15 protein-coding genes are annotated in these 15,552 nt (G+C 68.4%); 12 read left to right on the top strand and 3 right to left on the bottom strand.

Features of this window, described 5'->3' with window-relative positions:
• The first annotated feature begins 261 nt into the window (after nt 1-261).
• The 7 genes from JW613_RS13610 to betT all read left to right on the top strand — a co-directional run bounded on the left by JW613_RS13610 (nt 262) and on the right by betT (nt 7,347).
• On the top strand, nt 262-699 hold the full coding sequence (locus JW613_RS13610) for an SseB family protein (protein WP_209211064.1): 438 nt from the start codon (nt 262-264) through the stop codon (nt 697-699).
• Nucleotides 696-1,367 carry a hypothetical protein gene (locus tag JW613_RS13605; protein WP_209211063.1) on the top strand — a complete coding sequence of 224 codons (672 nt, stop codon included), beginning with the start codon at nt 696-698 and terminating at the stop codon, nt 1,365-1,367. The genes JW613_RS13610 and JW613_RS13605 overlap by 4 nt, the downstream gene beginning before the upstream one ends.
• The gene (locus JW613_RS13600) at nt 1,367-3,055 is read left to right on the top strand and encodes a putative T7SS-secreted protein (protein ID WP_209211062.1); all 1,689 of its coding nucleotides are present in this window, start codon (nt 1,367-1,369) and stop codon (nt 3,053-3,055) included. Before JW613_RS13605 ends, JW613_RS13600 begins: the two co-directional genes overlap by 1 nt.
• A gap of 65 nt (nt 3,056-3,120) precedes the next feature.
• On the top strand, nt 3,121-3,420 hold the full coding sequence (locus JW613_RS13595) for a YrhB domain-containing protein (protein ID WP_209211061.1): 300 nt from the start codon (nt 3,121-3,123) through the stop codon (nt 3,418-3,420).
• A 20-nt stretch (nt 3,421-3,440) separates the two neighbouring features.
• A complete protein-coding gene (locus tag JW613_RS13590) occupies nt 3,441-4,757 on the top strand; it encodes a toxin glutamine deamidase domain-containing protein (RefSeq protein ID WP_209211060.1) in 1,317 nt (438 codons plus the stop codon).
• Between the two features lie 252 nt (nt 4,758-5,009).
• Nucleotides 5,010-5,195: a hypothetical protein gene (locus JW613_RS13585; protein ID WP_209211059.1), complete on the top strand. Its 186-nt coding sequence runs from the start codon at nt 5,010-5,012 to the stop codon at nt 5,193-5,195.
• A 4-nt stretch (nt 5,196-5,199) separates the two neighbouring features.
• Nucleotides 5,200-7,347, top strand: coding sequence for a choline BCCT transporter BetT (gene betT / locus JW613_RS13580; RefSeq protein WP_280635158.1), 2,148 nt, complete (start codon nt 5,200-5,202; stop codon nt 7,345-7,347).
• A gap of 92 nt (nt 7,348-7,439) precedes the next feature.
• On the opposite strand, the gene JW613_RS13575 is transcribed toward betT, so the two are convergent.
• On the bottom strand, nt 7,440-7,844 hold the full coding sequence (locus JW613_RS13575) for a RidA family protein (RefSeq protein ID WP_209211058.1): 405 nt from the start codon (nt 7,842-7,844) through the stop codon (nt 7,440-7,442).
• A gap of 726 nt (nt 7,845-8,570) precedes the next feature.
• On the opposite strand from JW613_RS13575, the gene JW613_RS13570 reads away from it, so the two are divergent.
• Both JW613_RS13570 and JW613_RS13565 read left to right on the top strand, forming a co-directional pair.
• Nucleotides 8,571-9,014, top strand: coding sequence for an RrF2 family transcriptional regulator (locus JW613_RS13570; protein ID WP_209211057.1), 444 nt, complete (start codon nt 8,571-8,573; stop codon nt 9,012-9,014).
• A 200-nt stretch (nt 9,015-9,214) separates the two neighbouring features.
• Nucleotides 9,215-10,468 (top strand): amidohydrolase family protein, encoded by a 1,254-nt coding sequence (locus tag JW613_RS13565; protein ID WP_209211056.1) that lies wholly within the window; start codon nt 9,215-9,217, stop codon nt 10,466-10,468.
• A gap of 107 nt (nt 10,469-10,575) precedes the next feature.
• On the opposite strand, the gene JW613_RS13560 is transcribed toward JW613_RS13565, so the two are convergent.
• Nucleotides 10,576-11,175, bottom strand: coding sequence for a TetR/AcrR family transcriptional regulator (locus JW613_RS13560; RefSeq protein ID WP_185015959.1), 600 nt, complete (start codon nt 11,173-11,175; stop codon nt 10,576-10,578).
• Nucleotides 11,176-11,294: 119 nt separating this feature from the next.
• Here JW613_RS13560 and JW613_RS13555 point away from each other — a divergent pair, with 119 nt between their 5' ends.
• Both JW613_RS13555 and JW613_RS13550 read left to right on the top strand, forming a co-directional pair.
• On the top strand, nt 11,295-12,044 hold the full coding sequence (locus tag JW613_RS13555) for an SDR family NAD(P)-dependent oxidoreductase (protein WP_209211231.1): 750 nt from the start codon (nt 11,295-11,297) through the stop codon (nt 12,042-12,044).
• A 100-nt stretch (nt 12,045-12,144) separates the two neighbouring features.
• A complete protein-coding gene (locus JW613_RS13550) occupies nt 12,145-12,894 on the top strand; it encodes an SDR family oxidoreductase (protein ID WP_209211230.1) in 750 nt (249 codons plus the stop codon).
• 159 nt (nt 12,895-13,053) lie between these two features.
• Here JW613_RS13550 and JW613_RS13545 read toward each other — a convergent pair whose 3' ends face one another.
• On the bottom strand, nt 13,054-14,082 hold the full coding sequence (locus JW613_RS13545; RefSeq protein ID WP_209211055.1) for a LacI family DNA-binding transcriptional regulator: 1,029 nt from the start codon (nt 14,080-14,082) through the stop codon (nt 13,054-13,056).
• A gap of 139 nt (nt 14,083-14,221) precedes the next feature.
• Here JW613_RS13545 and JW613_RS13540 point away from each other — a divergent pair, with 139 nt between their 5' ends.
• Complete coding sequence (locus JW613_RS13540; RefSeq protein WP_209211054.1) at nt 14,222-15,526, top strand: ABC transporter substrate-binding protein; 1,305 nt, start codon at nt 14,222-14,224, stop codon at nt 15,524-15,526.
• The last annotated feature ends 26 nt before the right edge of the window (nt 15,527-15,552 follow it).

Here is a 15,552-nt window from a genome sequence, read left to right as displayed (position 1 = left end):
CTTCGGCCGGTTGCAGGCGGCATGCGCCGGCCGCGTGTTCCGGCCACGGGCGGGCTGGGGGAAGACGGTTCCGATCGCACCCGGAGATGACCCCGTCGAGCCAGATCGTCAGGGCGGTGCGGTGATGTCACAGGACTGCATTCATTGTTACGGGACTGCTCCCCATGGCTGCCTGAGCAGGGACGATGTTGTCTTTCAGGGTGCTGCGGTGTCAGGATGCGAGCGTTCGTCGAGAGGGATCAGGAGTTCGGGAGAGGCACGATGGTGCGACTGGCGGACTTGGTGGCTTCCGAGCACGTGGCTGCCGAGGTGTCCACAACGTCCCGACAACGCTTCCAGGACTTCCTCGCCGAGTTCCGAGCGTCCGTGGTGCTGGTGCCCATCGACGACAGCGGAGGACTGTTCTCGACCCGGTTGGGTGGCATCCGCTGGATCATGGCGTTCTCCAACGAGGAAACGCTGTCCCGCTTCCTGCTGATGCAGAACCTGTACGGGGAGCGCGGCTACCGAGCTGTTCTCGGTGCGCGGCTGCTGGATGCCGTCGCCCCAGCCGTACCCGGCCCGTGCGGCATCGCGCTGGACGCCGGAAGTGAGGACGGCTCCGTACTGCCGCCGGTGGCGGGTGTCGTACCGGAGCAGGCGACGGTGGAGCAGCGCCTGCGCTCGAAGGTGAACGGATCGCGAGGGGGGAGCGCATGAGCGGCAAGGAACCGGAGCTGGCGGCGCCGAAGCCCGCGCTGAAGCTCATCACCAAGGGGATCAACGACGCCCTCGCGGAGTTGGAAGAGCTCGGCATGGTCGGGGAGGCCGGGGTGGGCAGGGGCTTCTCCGAAGTGGCGCTCAACAGCCTCCAGCTGGGGCACGGCGGGCTGACTTCGGCCTTCGGTGACTTCTGTGACCGTTGGGAGTGGGGCGTACGCGCCTTGGTACAGGAAGGGAACTCCTTCGCCGAGGGGGTCGGCCTCTCCGCGGGGACGTTGCACCAGCAGGACCAGTACATCCAGGGCGCCTTCAAGGTCGCGGTGAACGCCGGGATGGGCAACCCGTACGCGACCGAGGAGGAGATCACCGGCAAGGACTGGGGCGAGGTGCTGTCCAACAACGCCTACACGCAGATCCGCGACGCCGACTACAGCTCCGAGTCCTTCCAAAAGGCCCGCGAGACCAGCCTCCAGGCGTGGAAGACCGCGGCCTGGGACGCCAGCACGGCGACCGCCTCTCCCGTGACGGACGTCATCGACGCGGCCGGGCTGCGCGACGACGTCGACGCGAAGCTGCGCGAGACGATCGGCCCCCCGCCTGCTGAGCAAACCACTCAGCAGCAGGCAGCCACCACGGACAAGCCTTCGTCGGCGGGTGCGGGCTGATGGGGTTCACCGACACCCTCGGCGACATCGTCGACGGCGGGAAGTCACTCGCCAACGACGGTCTCGGTGCTCTTGAGGAAGGTTGGGAGAAGGGCAAGCGCGGCGTCGGCGAGTTCGTCGACTGGGGGACGAACCATACCGGGCGCGCCCTGGACGCGGTCGGCGCGGAGGGCGCGGCCGACGCGGTGGAGGACTGGGGCGACGACGCGGCTGCCTCACTGGGCGCGACGGTCGGTGAGCAACAGCTCGGGCAGACCGAGGAGGCGAACGAGCTGGTGCACGGCTCACCCTCCGACATCCGGTCCTCGGCGAAGCACCTGCGGGACTTCCAGAAGGCCTTCGACCTCGTCGGCAAGGGCATGCGCAAGCTCGACTCCTCGCACTGGAAGGGCGAGGCAGCCGAAGCGTTCCGGGACACCTTCCCGATGCATCCGGTGAAGTGGATGCGCGCGAGCGACGCCTGCGAGAAGGCCGCGGCGGCCCTGGAATCCTTCGCCGACACGGTCGGCTGGGCGCAGCGGGAGGCCAAGCGCGCGGTAACGGAGTACAAGAAGGGGGAGGCGGCGTCGAAGAAGGCGCGGGGTGAGGACCCGCCGCCCGACAAGGACCCGGGTGACACCCACCGGGAGGCCGCCGAGGAGATCCTGGCGCGGGCGCGTGACCAGCGCAACGAGGCGGCACGCAGCGCGGCGAAGTCGGTGCGCGAGGCACTCGTCCACGCGCCGAAGGAGCCGCCTCCACTGAGCAGGGCCACCGCCACCTACGTGGACGGCATGCAGGCTGGTGCCATCGAGTTGACCCATGTCGCGGGCGGGGTCATCAAAGGCGGTGCGGGCCTCGTCAACTTCGCCCGCGGACTCAACCCGCTGGACGTCTACAACCTGACGCATCCGGCCGCCTACGCACAGAACGTGAACACCACCCTCGCCGGTCTGGTCTCCACGGCGGCCCACCCGGAGCGCATCCCGCAGGCGCTGGTGGACAGCTTCAAGAAGGACCCCAGCGAAGGGGTGGGGCGTCTCATCCCGGAACTGCTCGGTACCAAAGGACTCGGCGCAGCTCGCACCGGAGCGCGGGTGGCCGCCAAGGAGGGGGCGGAGGCAGCCCGCTACGGGGCTCCTGCCGGCGCGGAGGGCGCCGAGGCCGCCGCCCGCACCGGAGCCCGGGAGGCTTCCGGGGCGGGTCGGGACTGGGGCGACCTGGCGCAGTCCACCGAACGGGTCCAGGAGCGGGCCATCCACTACGACTCGGTCGATCCCGCCAAGGCGCAGGAGTTCCTGGACGACCAGTTCCCATGGATGCGGGACCTGAACAACCGCTGGGAGCCGGGCTACACCCACAATTGCCCCAACAACGTGGTCACGGTCGACCGGCGGCTGGACGGCCACGAGGTGTCCGCGGCTCCGCTGCACGGCGGGGGCGACATGCCCAACTCCGCGTTGGGCAGCGGACATCCGGACGGCTTCAAGTACTACATGAACAGTTACGACGACATCATCCGGGACATGGAGCAGCGCGGGCCCGACGCGCGCGGTGCCGTGAGCATCCGCCGCGACGACGGCACCGGACACTTGTTCAACGTCATCAACACACCGCACGGTGTGGCCTTCCTCGACGGCCAGACCGGCACGCTCGCCAGACTCGAACAGGACGTGATACGCATCGGATACATGCCCTACAGAAGTTGACCCGGCCCCTTCACCTGGCTCCCGTCACCAGCCGCCGACCTGTTCGCCCCATCACCCGGAAGCACATGATGATCTCCCACGACGACGCTCTCGAGGCTGCTCGCGCCTTTCTCCGTACCTCTCCGTACGCGAACCAGTTCACCCTGGTCCTGCAACCGGATCTGTCACGTGAGTACGAGAGGGCCTGGGCGATCCGGTTCGACTCCCAGGAGCACCTGGAGACGGGGGACGAGACGCGGGCGCCGTTCGTCCGCGTCGTCATCGTGCCCAAGGACGGCGCCGCGCCCCACCTGCCGCCGACACACCTGCCGGTGGCCGAGTACGTCCGGAATCTCGACCCCGCACAGCCTCCGGCCGGTGCCTGACCCAGCGCCAGGACAGACACGTGGACCAGGACAACGCACGAGAGGCCGCCCTCGACTGGCTGCGCGCCACCTACGGGGGGCTGGTCGAGCTGCGAACGGACGAACCGGTCGCCGAGGACGAAGCGAGCCGGCTCTTCGCCTGCCGGGCGGTGCCCCAGCCCGGCTATCCCGGCAGGCCGATGCTGGCCGCCTCGGTCGCCGTGCCCAAGGACGGTGGCAGCCCCTTCCATCCCGCTTCGCACGACCTGTGGGGCGACCTGGCCGAGTTCGCCCGTACGCGTAAGCCGCGTCCGGTCGAGGAGCAGGGGCGTCGGCTCAACGCGCGGGGCTGCGTCGTCGCTGTGGAGTGCGGCCTCGCCGGCACCCCGGCAGTGCCGTTGCCCTGGTCGCCCGCGCACGAGGCACCGGGCTGGTGGGACCTGCTGCTTCGCCGGTACTTCCCTGACGCCGACCGGCTGACCTGCGGTGACTGGGACGAGGTGATCCGCGCGACGCAGGAGTCGGGACCGGGCACCCGCGGCGTGGTGTGGATCCGGCGACAGGCGGCCGGAGTGGAGGTCTCCGGGCACCTTGTGCACGTCCACAACGACGACGGGAAGGTCCTCTTCCTCGACGGTATGACCGGCCGTCTCGCACAGCTGGAGACGGCGGGCGTCCGGTTCCTGAAGTACGCCCGCCGATCCCCCTCGCCCGACCTCCCTCCCGCCCCGCCCACACCTGCGTGGCAGCGCCCCGCCGACAGCTTCACCACAGCCGTGGTCAAGGCCGAGACGTGGCTGGCGCACACCTACGGTGAACCGGTCGAACTCATCGAGCCGTCCCCTGACGACGAACAGCGGCGCGGCTGGCTGTTCGCCTGCAACACGACGGCATTCCTGGACGGCGGCGACTGGAAGCGGGCCATGCTCGACGCCGCGCTCGTCGTGCCCAAGGACGGATCACCTCCCTTCAGCCTGCCGAACGCCAACCCATGGCGATGGTTCGACGCCTGGGACCGGGGCGCCGAACCCGGCGAGGACGGCCTGCCGGTGCCCCCGAGCCCGACCACCGCTGCATGGCTGCCGCCCACGCTGGAGCAACTCGGCGAACTGCGCTCGGTCTCCACGCACACCGATCTCGCAGCCGTGCTGGACGAACTGGCCACCCTGCCGCCCGGCGCCCGCGCACTCGTGTGGGTCCGCCGCCTCGATGCGCGGGGCCGGGAGAGCGTGGGGCTCCTGCTGAACGCCTTCCGCACAGCGGAGGGCCGCACGGCTCTCGTCGACAGCTCGTCGGAACCGGTGACGGACCTCAACGCCTTGGACGCCTGCGGTTTCCGACTGCTGCGATACCGCTGACCGCCCGCTCTCACTGGAGGAGGTGGACCACCTGTGCAGCAGTACGGTCGCTGCCGGGGCGTCCACGAGGCCACTCACCCTCCGCGGGGGCGGGGCACGCTGCGGCGACCGCCGCCTCCGCCGATGAAGAGTGCGGAGTGGCGGGTCCTTCCCCGGATTGGGCTGAATGTGCCCGTATGGTGATGCTCGGGAATGGCCACTCCTGTGTTGGACCCCGTCACACTGTGCTGCAACGCGATCCGAGGAGCGTGCATGGGCCGGGCGGCATACCACTTCACCATCGTCGGCGGTGGCTCCGCGAGGCGTGCCCCGGCGAACCGGTTGAGCGCGGGCGCCTTGACGAGGCCGGTCGAGGAGTCCACCGAGGTGGCCCTCGGCGACGCTCGGCTGCCGCCGTCCACCGCCGCCTGCCACCGGAACCGCGCAGCGGAGGTGTGAGACTTTGTCGACAGACGGAGACAACGGCCCAAGCGGCGAAGACACCCCCCGGACGAAGCTGCCGACCGCGGTCACCGAGCCCGGCGACGGCATCCGGCTGAAGCCGACCGTCTTCTTCGGGGCGTCCCTGCTGATCCTCGCCATCTCGGCCTGGGCGATCATCACGCCGTCCGGCGCCGAGAACGCCCTGGGCGTGACGGTCGAGAAGATCTCGTCCTGGTTCGGCTGGTACTACTTCCTCGCCGCCACGCTGTATCTGGTCTTCGTGGTGGTCGTGGGCTTGTCCCGGTACGGCGGCATCAAGCTGGGGCCCCAGCAGTCCACCCCGGACTACGGGGTGTTCGCCTGGGCGGCCATGCTGTTCGCCGCGGGGATCGGCATCGACCTGATGTTCTTCTCCGTGGCCGGGCCGGTCACCCACTATCTCGCTCCTCCGGAGGGAGAGGCCCAGACCATCGAGGCGGCCCGGCAGGCCGTGGTGTGGACGCTCTTCCACTACGGCGTCACCGGCTGGGCCATGTATGCCCTGATGGGCATGGTCCTCGGCTACTTCGCCTTCCGCTACCGGCTGCCCCTGGCCATCCGGTCCGCGCTCTACCCCATCATCGGCCGGCGCATCCACGGCCGGATCGGCGACACGGTCGACCTCGCCGCGATCATCGGCACGGTCTTCGGCATCTCGGTGTCCCTGGGCATCGGCGTGGTCCAGCTCAACTACGGCCTGGACTACCTCTTCGGGGTGGACGAGGGGCTGCCGGCGCAGATCGGCCTGATCATCGTGGCCGTGGCGATGGCCACGGTGTCCGCCGTGGCGGGCGTGGACAAGGGCATCCGGCGGCTGTCTCAGCTCAACGTGCTGCTCGCCATCCTGCTGATGCTCTACATCCTCTTCGTGGACAGCCCCATCCGGCTGCTGAACGCGCTGATCCTCAACATCGGCGACTACGTCAGCCGCTTCCCCTCGATGACGCTCAACACCTTCGCCTGGGACCAGCCGACCGACTGGCTCAACTCCTGGACGCTCTTCTTCTGGGCCTGGTGGATCGCCTGGGCGCCGTTCGTCGGGCTCTTCCTGGCGCGGATCTCCCGCGGCCGGACCATCCGGCAGTTCGTGGCGGCCACGCTGGTGATCCCGCTGCTGTTCACCCTGATCTTCCTCTCCGTCTTCGGCAACAGCGCGCTGGGTATCATCCGGGACGGCAACACCAAGTTCGGCGAGACCGCCATGGCCGCTCCCGAGCAGGGCTTCTACGGGCTGCTCACGCAGTACCCCGGGGCGACCTTCAGCGCCGGGCTGGCCACCTTCGTCGGGCTGCTGCTCTATGTCACCTCAGCGGACTCCGGGGCGCTGGTGATGGGCAATCTCAGCTCGCATCTGCCCACCCCGATCACCGATACCAAGGCGTGGCTGCGGATCTTCTGGGCTGCGGCGACAGGCCTGCTCACCCTCGCCATGCTGATCGTCGGCGGTGTGGACGCGCTGACCAACGCCACCATCGTGATGGGCCTGCCGTTCTCCTTCGTGATGTTCCTGATCATCGCGGGCCTCTACAAGGCACTGCGGTTCGAACATATGCGGGAGACCGCACAGCTCACCGCAATGCCGTCGTCGCTCTCCGGGCGGACCACGCACCACGGCGCGGTCGCCGAACGGCACTGGCGGCAGCGGCTCGCCCGGGCGATGAGCTTCCCCAGCCGCCGTACGGCCTCGCGGTTCACGGACGAGGTGGCCCGCCCGGCCCTGGAAGAGGTCGCCGGGGAACTGCGGGTCCAGGGTGCCGAAGCCACGGTGGAGGAGGAGCGCGACGAGGAGATCACCCTCCCGAACCTGGGGTTGCGGGTGCCGATCGGCGAGCAGGAGGAATTCAGCTACTGGCTCCGGCCGGTCGAGGTGCCGGCCCCCGCCTTCGCCACCCGCACGGTCACCGAACACGACACCTACGTGCGGTACGAGGTCCATCTGCCGCAGGGCAGCCAGGGCTACAACGTCATGGGGTACAGCCGGGAACAGCTCATCGGGGACATCCTCGACCAGTACGAGCGGCACATGGAGTTCCTGCGCCTGCACCGGGAGGCGGCCGCCCGCTCGACCATCCCCGGCCACCGGCCCGACACACCGGAGGCGGAGGCACCCCCGGAGGAGGGGTACTGAGCCGACACCCCCCTCCCCTCCACTGGCGTGACCGCATTGGGCCGCGTCACCGACACGCAAGAACGGGTATCAGCCCGGTGGGCGCAGACCAGCTACGGACGTACTGCCACCGCGTCCACCTCGAACAGCATTCCCGGCAGCGCGAGCGACGCCACACCGCTCAACGTCTGGGCGGGAAGCCTGTCGCCGAAGCGGGCGTGCAGCGCCTTGCCGAGGATTTCCAGCTTGTCCAGGTCGTGGTCGACGATGAAGGTGCCGAGGCGGACCACGTGCTCGAACCGGAGACCGACCCCCTCCAGCGCCGACCGCAGTCGGTCGAAGGCCAGGTCGACCTGGGTCGCGAAGTCTCCGGGCACGGGAGCGCCGGTGGAGTCGGAGGCGTACTGGCCGCCGATGAAGACAAGCTCACCGGGGGCTGAGACCGCATGGCTGTAGCCGAAGGACGTCGGGTCGTGGAGGGTGGGCGGGTTGGTGATAGCGCGCTGATCAGTCGTCATACCTGTGTCGAACATCCGCACGGGTCCTCCCATTCCACGCCGCAGGCCCTCCGCGTATCGAGCTGAATCCCGCTGCCCCTCCAACGTGTGCAGGAAGAGGGGCCCGCGGTCGGAACTGCCCCGTCACGGCCAGGGGCGGACCGCGCAGCCGCCACCGTTTCCGAACGGGCGTCAGCGGGGTGGGTCCCGGCGGGTAGTGCCATCCCGTTTGCAGCGGAGGGGGAGCGACTCCGGGATCACGGCGTGCGGCCGGTGGTGGCCACGATCTGATCGAGCAGGGAACTGTCCGGCGGTGTCCCGCAAGCCGTTTCGTCGGCCATCCGCACCGTCCATCGTCTGCTGGGAGGCGGCGCTGACCGTGGCCGACTGCTCGCTGCTGTCCGGAGAACTCATCGGTGGTTCGCTCAGGAACGCACTGCCGGCTGTCGAATCTGGTGCGGCGCCGCTTCGCGAGCGAAAGGGTGGCGCAGTTTCTTATGCGTCTTCGTGCCGTTCGCCAGTCAGGGGTCGTCTCAGTGGCCGGTACGGCGGCGAGCCGACGAGGGCCGTGGAGTTCGCCGGAGTGGCCACCGCCAGGTGATCGATGGTGCCCAGGCCCCAGGTCCAGGTCCGGGCGCGGTGGCCTGACCTGCCGGAGCGGTAAGGACTGAGACAGCTCGGTTGACCATGGCTCTAACTGCAACTAGGTTGGTTCCAGTTGATCGGTGGAGACGGCAGGAGCAGCAGATGGCGGGGCTCAGCAGCAGGAGCGCGGTCGCGATTCACGCGCTTGCGATGCTGGCGCACCGGCGTGGGGGTTCGTTGACGTCCGCGGAGATCGCGGACAGCCTTGAAAGCAACCCTGTCCTCGTGCGGCGCATCCTCGGCCGCTTGCGAGACGCTGACCTGGTGTGGTCCACCGAGGGGCGAGGGGGTGGCTGGTCCCTTGCGCGTGCCCCGCGGGACATCACGCTCCATGACGCGTATGCCGCCGTCGAGGAGGGGCAGATCTTCTCGCGGCACACCCATCCGCCCAGCGGGGCGTGCGAGGTCGGACGCAACATCGGCGACCTGCTCGACGTCGAGTTCCAGAGCGCGGAACGAGCTTTGGAGGAACAGCTCGGCAGGACGACGATCGCCGATCTGCTGCAGCGGATACTGGCCTCCGACAACGAGGCAAAGAGCCACTGATTCAAAAGTGACGCATACACGCCCCGCGTCATGACGCACGCCCTAACTGTAACCAATGTAGTTGCAGTTTTTCGTTCGTTCCGGGGTGGGCGCTCCCGGCGCGGCTCTCTCGGCTCCCGATGTCAGCGGCCGCACGATCCATCCGGGCGCCCCACAGCCCGAACACCTACTCAGACACAGACGTACCAGGAGTGAGAGCGGTGCCCCAGGAATCCGAAGCAATTGCCGATACCGAGGCTCATGGCCCTGCGACCTACGACCTCGTGATCAGCCGCGTGCATGTCTTCGACGGCCGCCGGACGCTCGCCGGTCTGTACGACGTCGCCATCGACGGGGGAGAGATCGCATCCGTATCGGCAGAGCCGCTCAGGGGCAGACGGGAGGTGGACGCGGCCGAAGGATGGGTCATGCCGGGCCTGATCGACACTCATATCCACTTCTACGACGTGCGTGCGGTCTCCGATCCCGATTCGATGCGGGCCTTCGAGGAGAACGAGCTTCCCGGGCGGCTCGGGCTGTTCCTCGACCACGGAGTCACCACCATCAAGTCGGTGGGCGATCCGACCGGCGGAATCCTGGAGACTCGGGCCAAAATCGCCGAAGGCACGCTGCGGGGCCCGCGACTGCTGGCGACCGGTTGCGGTATCACCGGACGTGACGGGCACCCCGCCGCCACCGTCTTCAGCGACAACCCCTGGGCGCGCGAGCGCTTCACGGGAGAGGTCGACAGCGTCCAGCAGATCCGCGACCTGGTGCACCACCTCGCTGACCGCAAGGTGGACGCGATCAAGCTCCTGTCGGAAGGCGCGTGCGCACACTCCGGTGGGCCGAAGTATCTCTGGCAGAACCCTGCCTTTCCGGATGGTGTCGAGTTGGAACGGCTTCCGCTCGATCTGCTTCGGGCAGGTATCGAGACGGGGCACGAGCGGGGCCTTCGCGTCACCGTCCATACCACCCAGCAAGCTGCGGCACGCGAGGCGATCGAGGCCGGGGCGGACGGCCTGGAGCACGGTGTCACCGTGGAACCCCTCACCGACCACTCGCTCATCGACCTGATGCTCGAACGCGGCATCACCTACACACCGACGCTCTGGATCGACGACGCCCACCCGGACGCCCGTGGCAATCTCCAGAAGGTCGCCGAGGCCGGCGTGCACATCGCGCTGGGCAGCGACACCTTCAGCGGCCGGGGTCTGTTCGGAGCCAATACCCTGGAAGAGGCCGAACTCATGGTGGCGGCCGGGATGACGCCCACCCAGGTGCTGGCCGCCGGCACCAGCGGCGCGGCACGGCAGTGCGTCCGCTCCGACCTCGGCGCGGTGGCTTCCGGCAGGCGCGCCGACCTGCTCGTGCTGAACGCCGATCCCACCGCGGACATCGGCAGTCTGCGCGACCTCAGCATGGTGATCCTGAACGGCGAACTCGCCGTCGACAAGCGCTGGCCGCGCGGGTGACGGGTCCTCCGATCGCCGTCGGAACTGCACCCGGCCCGGGGGGCTGGGGGTGGGGGGAGGACTCCGTTGCTGTCTGTTTCGTTCCTGCGGGCCGGTGCGGCTTTCGGTCAGGCCCGCAGTGCGTCGATCGCGGTGTCGATCGCGGCCAGGGCCGCGGTTCTGTCGAGACCTGCCCTCGATACGAGCGAGAGTCCTTGGACGACGTAGAGCAGTAGTTGCGCTTGGGCCTCGGGGCGGGCGGTGTCGGTGACTTCACCGGCGGCCTGTGCGCGGCGCAGGGCGTCGGTGAGGATGTCCGTGAACCGGCGATACGAGCGGGTGACGACTTCTGTGGCTTCGCTGTCGTGGGGGACGAGCTCCGCGGTGGTGTTGCCGACCAGGCAGCCCTGCGGTACGCCCATGTCGGAGATCAGTTCGTCCAGGCGTGCCGGGTGGGTCAGGATCTCGCGCAGCGCCGGCAGGAGCGGGGTGGTGTCGAGCGCGGCGATCAGGTGTCGCTCGTAGACCTCCCAGTAGAGCCTGACGGCGTCGAGGTAGAAACGGCGTTTGTCCCCGAACGTTCCGTAGAGGCTGCCGCGCTCGACGGCCAGCGCGTCGACCAGGTCCTGGATCGATGTCGCCCCGTATCCCCGGGACCAGAACAGTTCGAGTGCCCGCGTCAGCGTCTGGTCCTTGTCGAATCCGCGGGGCCGTCCGGTTCGTGCCACGTGTCCGACACTACAACTTCTTGACAGGGCGTTCAAGAAGTCATAGCTTCCCTCGCATGACTTTTGGAACGGCCGCACAGAAGTCGGCCGACCACCTGCCGGCCGCGAAGGGCGCAGCAATGGAATTCGCAGGAAAGACAGCACTCGTCACCGGGTCCGGTGCGATCGGCGGACTCGGACACACGACGGCCGGCGTACTGGCCGCCGGGGGAGCCGACCTGATCCTCACCGGCACCGATCCGGAGCGCGGAGCCCGGGTCGTCGAGGACCTTCGCGCGGCCGGTGGCGCAGCCACCGGAGCGGTGCGATTCGTCGCGGCCGACCTGACCGATCCGTCAGCCGTGCAGCAGCTGGCCGAGGACGCCGGAGCTGTGGACATATTGATCAACAACGCGAGCGTCATGACGTTCGGTCCGACCACCGAGCAGGACCTGGCCGGCCATGACGCCGCCTTCGCGGTCAACGTGCGTGCACCGTTCCTGCTCACCGCGCTGCTCGCGCCGAAGATGGCCGCCAATGGCGGCGGCAGCATCGTCAACGTCAGCTCCACCGCGGCGGGCCTCGGCATGCCGGGAATGGCCGTGTACGGCGCCACCAAGGCGGCGGTCGAGTCGTTGACCCGCACCTGGGCGGCGGAGTTCGCCCCGTCGAACGTGCGGGTCAACGCTGTCGCTCCCGGCCCGATGCACACCTCGAAGGTGGTCGCGGCGATGGGCCCGGACATGGGCGGCATGGGCCTGACCACCGCGCTCAAGCGCACCGCCGATCCGACCGAAGTGGCGCACGTGGTCGCCTTTCTCGCCGGTGACCGAGCCAGCTATATGACCGGAGCGGTCGTGGCCGCCGACGGCGGCCGAACCGCGATCTGAGCCGAGGCCGACTGCCGCCTCACCAATGCCGCTGTCGACGGTGACAGCCCGTCGTCGCGTTGATTCACGCGCCACGGCGCCGAGCGAAGAAAAGGAAATCATGGGTCGTCTTGCGGGAAAGTACGCACTGATCACAGGAGGGACGAGCGGCATAGGACTGGAGACCGCGCGTGAGTTCCTCGCCGAAGGAGCGACCGTCGCGATCACCGGCCGCTCGCAGGAAAGACTGAAAGAGGCGGCCCGGCAATTGGACGGACCACTGCTGTCCATCGTCAGCGACGCCGGCGACGTACCCGGCCAGGCGGCGCTCGCAGCGCGGCTTCAGGCGGAATGGCCGAAGCTCGACATCCTGATGAGCAACGCCGCCGACATCACCCATCTCCCGATCGAGGAATGGACCGAGGAGGCGTTCGACAGACTCCTCGCCACCAATCTCAAAGCGCCGTTCTTCCTGGTCAAGGCCCTGTTGCCGCTCTTCTCGCAGCAGTCCTCGGTCATCCTCGTCGGTTCGGTCTCCGCATTCGTCGGACACGAGAACGCGACGGTGTACGGTGCGGCCAAGGCGGGTCTGCTGTCCTATGCCCGCGGGCTGACCCACGAGCTGAAGGAGCGGGGCGTTCGCGTCAACGGACTGAGCCCGGGGCCGACTGTCACCAATGCGTTCTCGCCGCTCGGTGCGGAACGGCAAGCCGCCGTTTACGAGGAACTCCGGCGGACCGTGCCGCTTCACCGGCTGGGGACCGCCACGGAGATGGCGAAGGCAGCTGTGTATCTCGCCTCGGACGAGTCCGCCTACACCGCCGGCACCGTGCTGCGTGTCGATGGCGGCATCGGGGAGCTCGCCTACTGAAGCGTGTGGGGAAAGGCCGGGGGCCGGGGGCGAGCTGCCGGCTCGCTGGTATCGGTGTCCGGCCACCGCTCACACCGGGGCCAGGCCGCGCCTGACGGGCGGGGCCTGGCCCGTTGGCTGTCCGTGCTGGACCCAGGCGGGTAGCTGTGCACGCTGAGCTCACTCAGGCGGCGGCGCCGTGCTCTTTCTGACGATCAGGCTGGTGGCCAGTTCGAGTCTGGTGGTCACCAGTTCCTGTGCGCGCAGGCGCAGCAGCATATGGACCGCCTCCTCGGCCATCTGCCGCAGCGGCTGGTGCACGGTCGTGAGTGCCGGGCTGGACCACCGGGCGACGGGGACGTCGTCGTAGCCGACCACGGAGAGATCGTGCGGGACGCGCAGGCCGCTGACCCGTGCGGCCTCCAGGGTGCCCAGCGCCTGAAGATCGCTGCCCGCGAAGACGGCGGTCGGCCGCTCGGGGAGGGCGAGCAGCTTCATGGCCCGGTCGTAGCCGCCCTCGACATGGAAGTCCCCGTACTGGACCAGGGCCGGGTCGGTCTCCAGTCCCGCCATGCTCATCGCCGAGCGGTATCCGTCGAGGCGGGCCAGGGAGCAGAGCATGTCGTCGGGTCCGGTGATGATGCCGATGCGGCGGTGCCCGGATTCGATGAGGTGCCGTGTCGCTGCGACCCCTCCGCTCCAGTTCGCGGAGCCGACCGAGGGTACGTCGGGGTCGGGATCCCCGGCCGGGTCGATGATGACGAACGGGATGGCACGTGAGTGCAGCTGCTGCTTGACCTCGGCCGGGAGGGCTGAGAAGACGAGCACCACGCCGAGCGGTCTGCGTTGCAGCACCCCCTCGATCCACTCGGGGCCGGGAGCGTGCCGGGTGCCGCTCTCGGTGAGAACCACGCTGGCCTGATGGGCCTTGGCGACGTTCTCCACGCCGCGGATCAGCTCCATGGCCCAGTTGCTGTCGAGTTCGTGGAAGACGAGCTCGATGAGGGGGGCCTCCCGGGCCGCACGTGTGGTGCGCCGATAGGCATGGGTCTCCAGCAGACGCTCAACCTTGACCCGTGTGGGGGCGGCGACATCCTGGCGCCCGTTGAGCACCTTCGAAACTGTCGAAATGGAGACACCGGCCTTCTCGGCCACCTGAGCCAGGGTGATGCGGCCCAACTCCTCGTCATCGCGCATGGTGAGGAGCATAGGCCACACTCAACTCCCGCCGCAGCATAACGAGTTAGTAACTGGGTGAGCGAGGGTTGACCCCCTGGGGGCCGCGCTCTAGCGTCCCGACGCAAGAAGTTTCGGTGTCAGTATCGAAACATTTTCGAGAGGCGATGCGATGAGGCAATGCGCACGGTTCCCGAGGTCCTCCGCCGGTGCCGCAGCCCTGGCCCTGGCGCTTTCCCTGTCCGCGTGCGGGGGAGGCACCGGCTCGGCGGGCGGGGACGACGGCAGGATCCACGTCCTGGTCTACGGCGACGCCACGAACAAGGTGGAGAAGCAGCTCATCGCCGACTTCAACAAGACCTCGGACGTCAAGGCGGTGCTGGACACCATCCCCGGCGCCGACTACCAGGCCAAGCTTCAGACGATCATCAACAGCAAGCAGGCACCCGACATCTTCTTCAACTGGGGCGGCGGCAGCATCAAACCGTTCGTCGAGGCGGGGCTGCTGCTGCCGCTGGACGACTTCATCGCCAAGGACCCCGGCCTGAAGAAGAAGTTCCTGCCCTCGGTGTTCAACAGCGCCGTGGTGGACGGCAAGGCGTACGGCATCCCCATGCGCGGCACCCAGCCCGTGCTGCTCTTCAGCAACAAGAAGGTACTCAAGGACGCCGGCGTCCGGCAGCCGGAGACCTGGCAGGACCTGCTGGCCGCCGTCAAAAAGCTCAAGGCCGAAGGTGTCACACCGATCGCCCTGGGCGGCGGGGACAAGTGGCCCACCCTCATGTGGTTCGAGTACCTCTACGACCGGGTGGCAGGACCGGGGCTGTTCCAAAAGGCCCTGGACGGGGACAAGGAGGCCTGGGCGGGCGCCGGGAGCAGGAAAGCCCTCGGCATGCTCCGGGACCTGGCCGATGCCGGAGCGTTCGGCACGAACTACGACTCGGTGAAGTTCACCGACCAGGGCTCACCCACTCTCCTGGCCAACGGCAAGGCGGGCTTCGAGCTGATGGGTTCCTGGGAGTACGCCACCCAGCAGGACTCCCATCCGGAATTCGCCGAGAAGAACCTCGGCTACAGCGCTTTCCCCACCGTCGAAGGCGGCAAGGGCGACCCCCGGAACCTCGTCGGGAACACCAACAATTTCTACTCCGTCCTGAAGAAGACGAAGCACCCCGAGGCCGTCGCGGAGTTCCTGAAGCTCCAGTACTCGGACAAGTTCGTCAAGGCACAGCTGGGTGTCGGCAACCTGCCCACCACGACGAACACCGAGAAGTTCCTGGACACCGCCGCCAGCCCCCACTTCGCGCACTTCCAGTACGACCTGGTCAAGAAGGCCCCGGACTTCCAGCTCTCCTGGGACCAGGCGTACCCGCAGAAGGCGACGACATCCATGTACCAGGCCGTACAGCGGTTCCTCAACGGAGGGCTCGACGAGGACGGCTTCATCAAGGCGATGCAGGCCCTGCCCACCTCCTGACCGTGCGCCGGCCCCCTGACTTGGAT

The organism is Streptomyces smyrnaeus (assembly GCF_017676345.1).
GTDB classification, from domain to species: domain Bacteria; phylum Actinomycetota; class Actinomycetes; order Streptomycetales; family Streptomycetaceae; genus Streptomyces; species Streptomyces smyrnaeus.
Note: the sequence above shows the minus strand (reverse complement) of the source record. Positions and strands in the feature narration are given on the sequence as shown.

Coding starts and splice junctions, on each gene's coding strand:
- JW613_RS13610 (WP_209211064.1), top strand. CDS start 262: ATGGTGCGACTGGCGGACTTGGTGGCTTCCGAGCACGTGGCTGCCGAG.
- JW613_RS13605 (WP_209211063.1), top strand. CDS start 696: ATGAGCGGCAAGGAACCGGAGCTGGCGGCGCCGAAGCCCGCGCTGAAG.
- JW613_RS13600 (WP_209211062.1), top strand. CDS start 1,367: ATGGGGTTCACCGACACCCTCGGCGACATCGTCGACGGCGGGAAGTCA.
- JW613_RS13595 (WP_209211061.1), top strand. CDS start 3,121: ATGATGATCTCCCACGACGACGCTCTCGAGGCTGCTCGCGCCTTTCTC.
- JW613_RS13585 (WP_209211059.1), top strand. CDS start 5,010: ATGGGCCGGGCGGCATACCACTTCACCATCGTCGGCGGTGGCTCCGCG.
- JW613_RS13575 (WP_209211058.1), bottom strand. CDS start 7,844: ATGACGACTGATCAGCGCGCTATCACCAACCCGCCCACCCTCCACGAC.
- JW613_RS13570 (WP_209211057.1), top strand. CDS start 8,571: ATGGCGGGGCTCAGCAGCAGGAGCGCGGTCGCGATTCACGCGCTTGCG.
- JW613_RS13555 (WP_209211231.1), top strand. CDS start 11,295: ATGGAATTCGCAGGAAAGACAGCACTCGTCACCGGGTCCGGTGCGATC.
- JW613_RS13550 (WP_209211230.1), top strand. CDS start 12,145: ATGGGTCGTCTTGCGGGAAAGTACGCACTGATCACAGGAGGGACGAGC.
- JW613_RS13545 (WP_209211055.1), bottom strand. CDS start 14,082: ATGCTCCTCACCATGCGCGATGACGAGGAGTTGGGCCGCATCACCCTG.
- JW613_RS13540 (WP_209211054.1), top strand. CDS start 14,222: ATGAGGCAATGCGCACGGTTCCCGAGGTCCTCCGCCGGTGCCGCAGCC.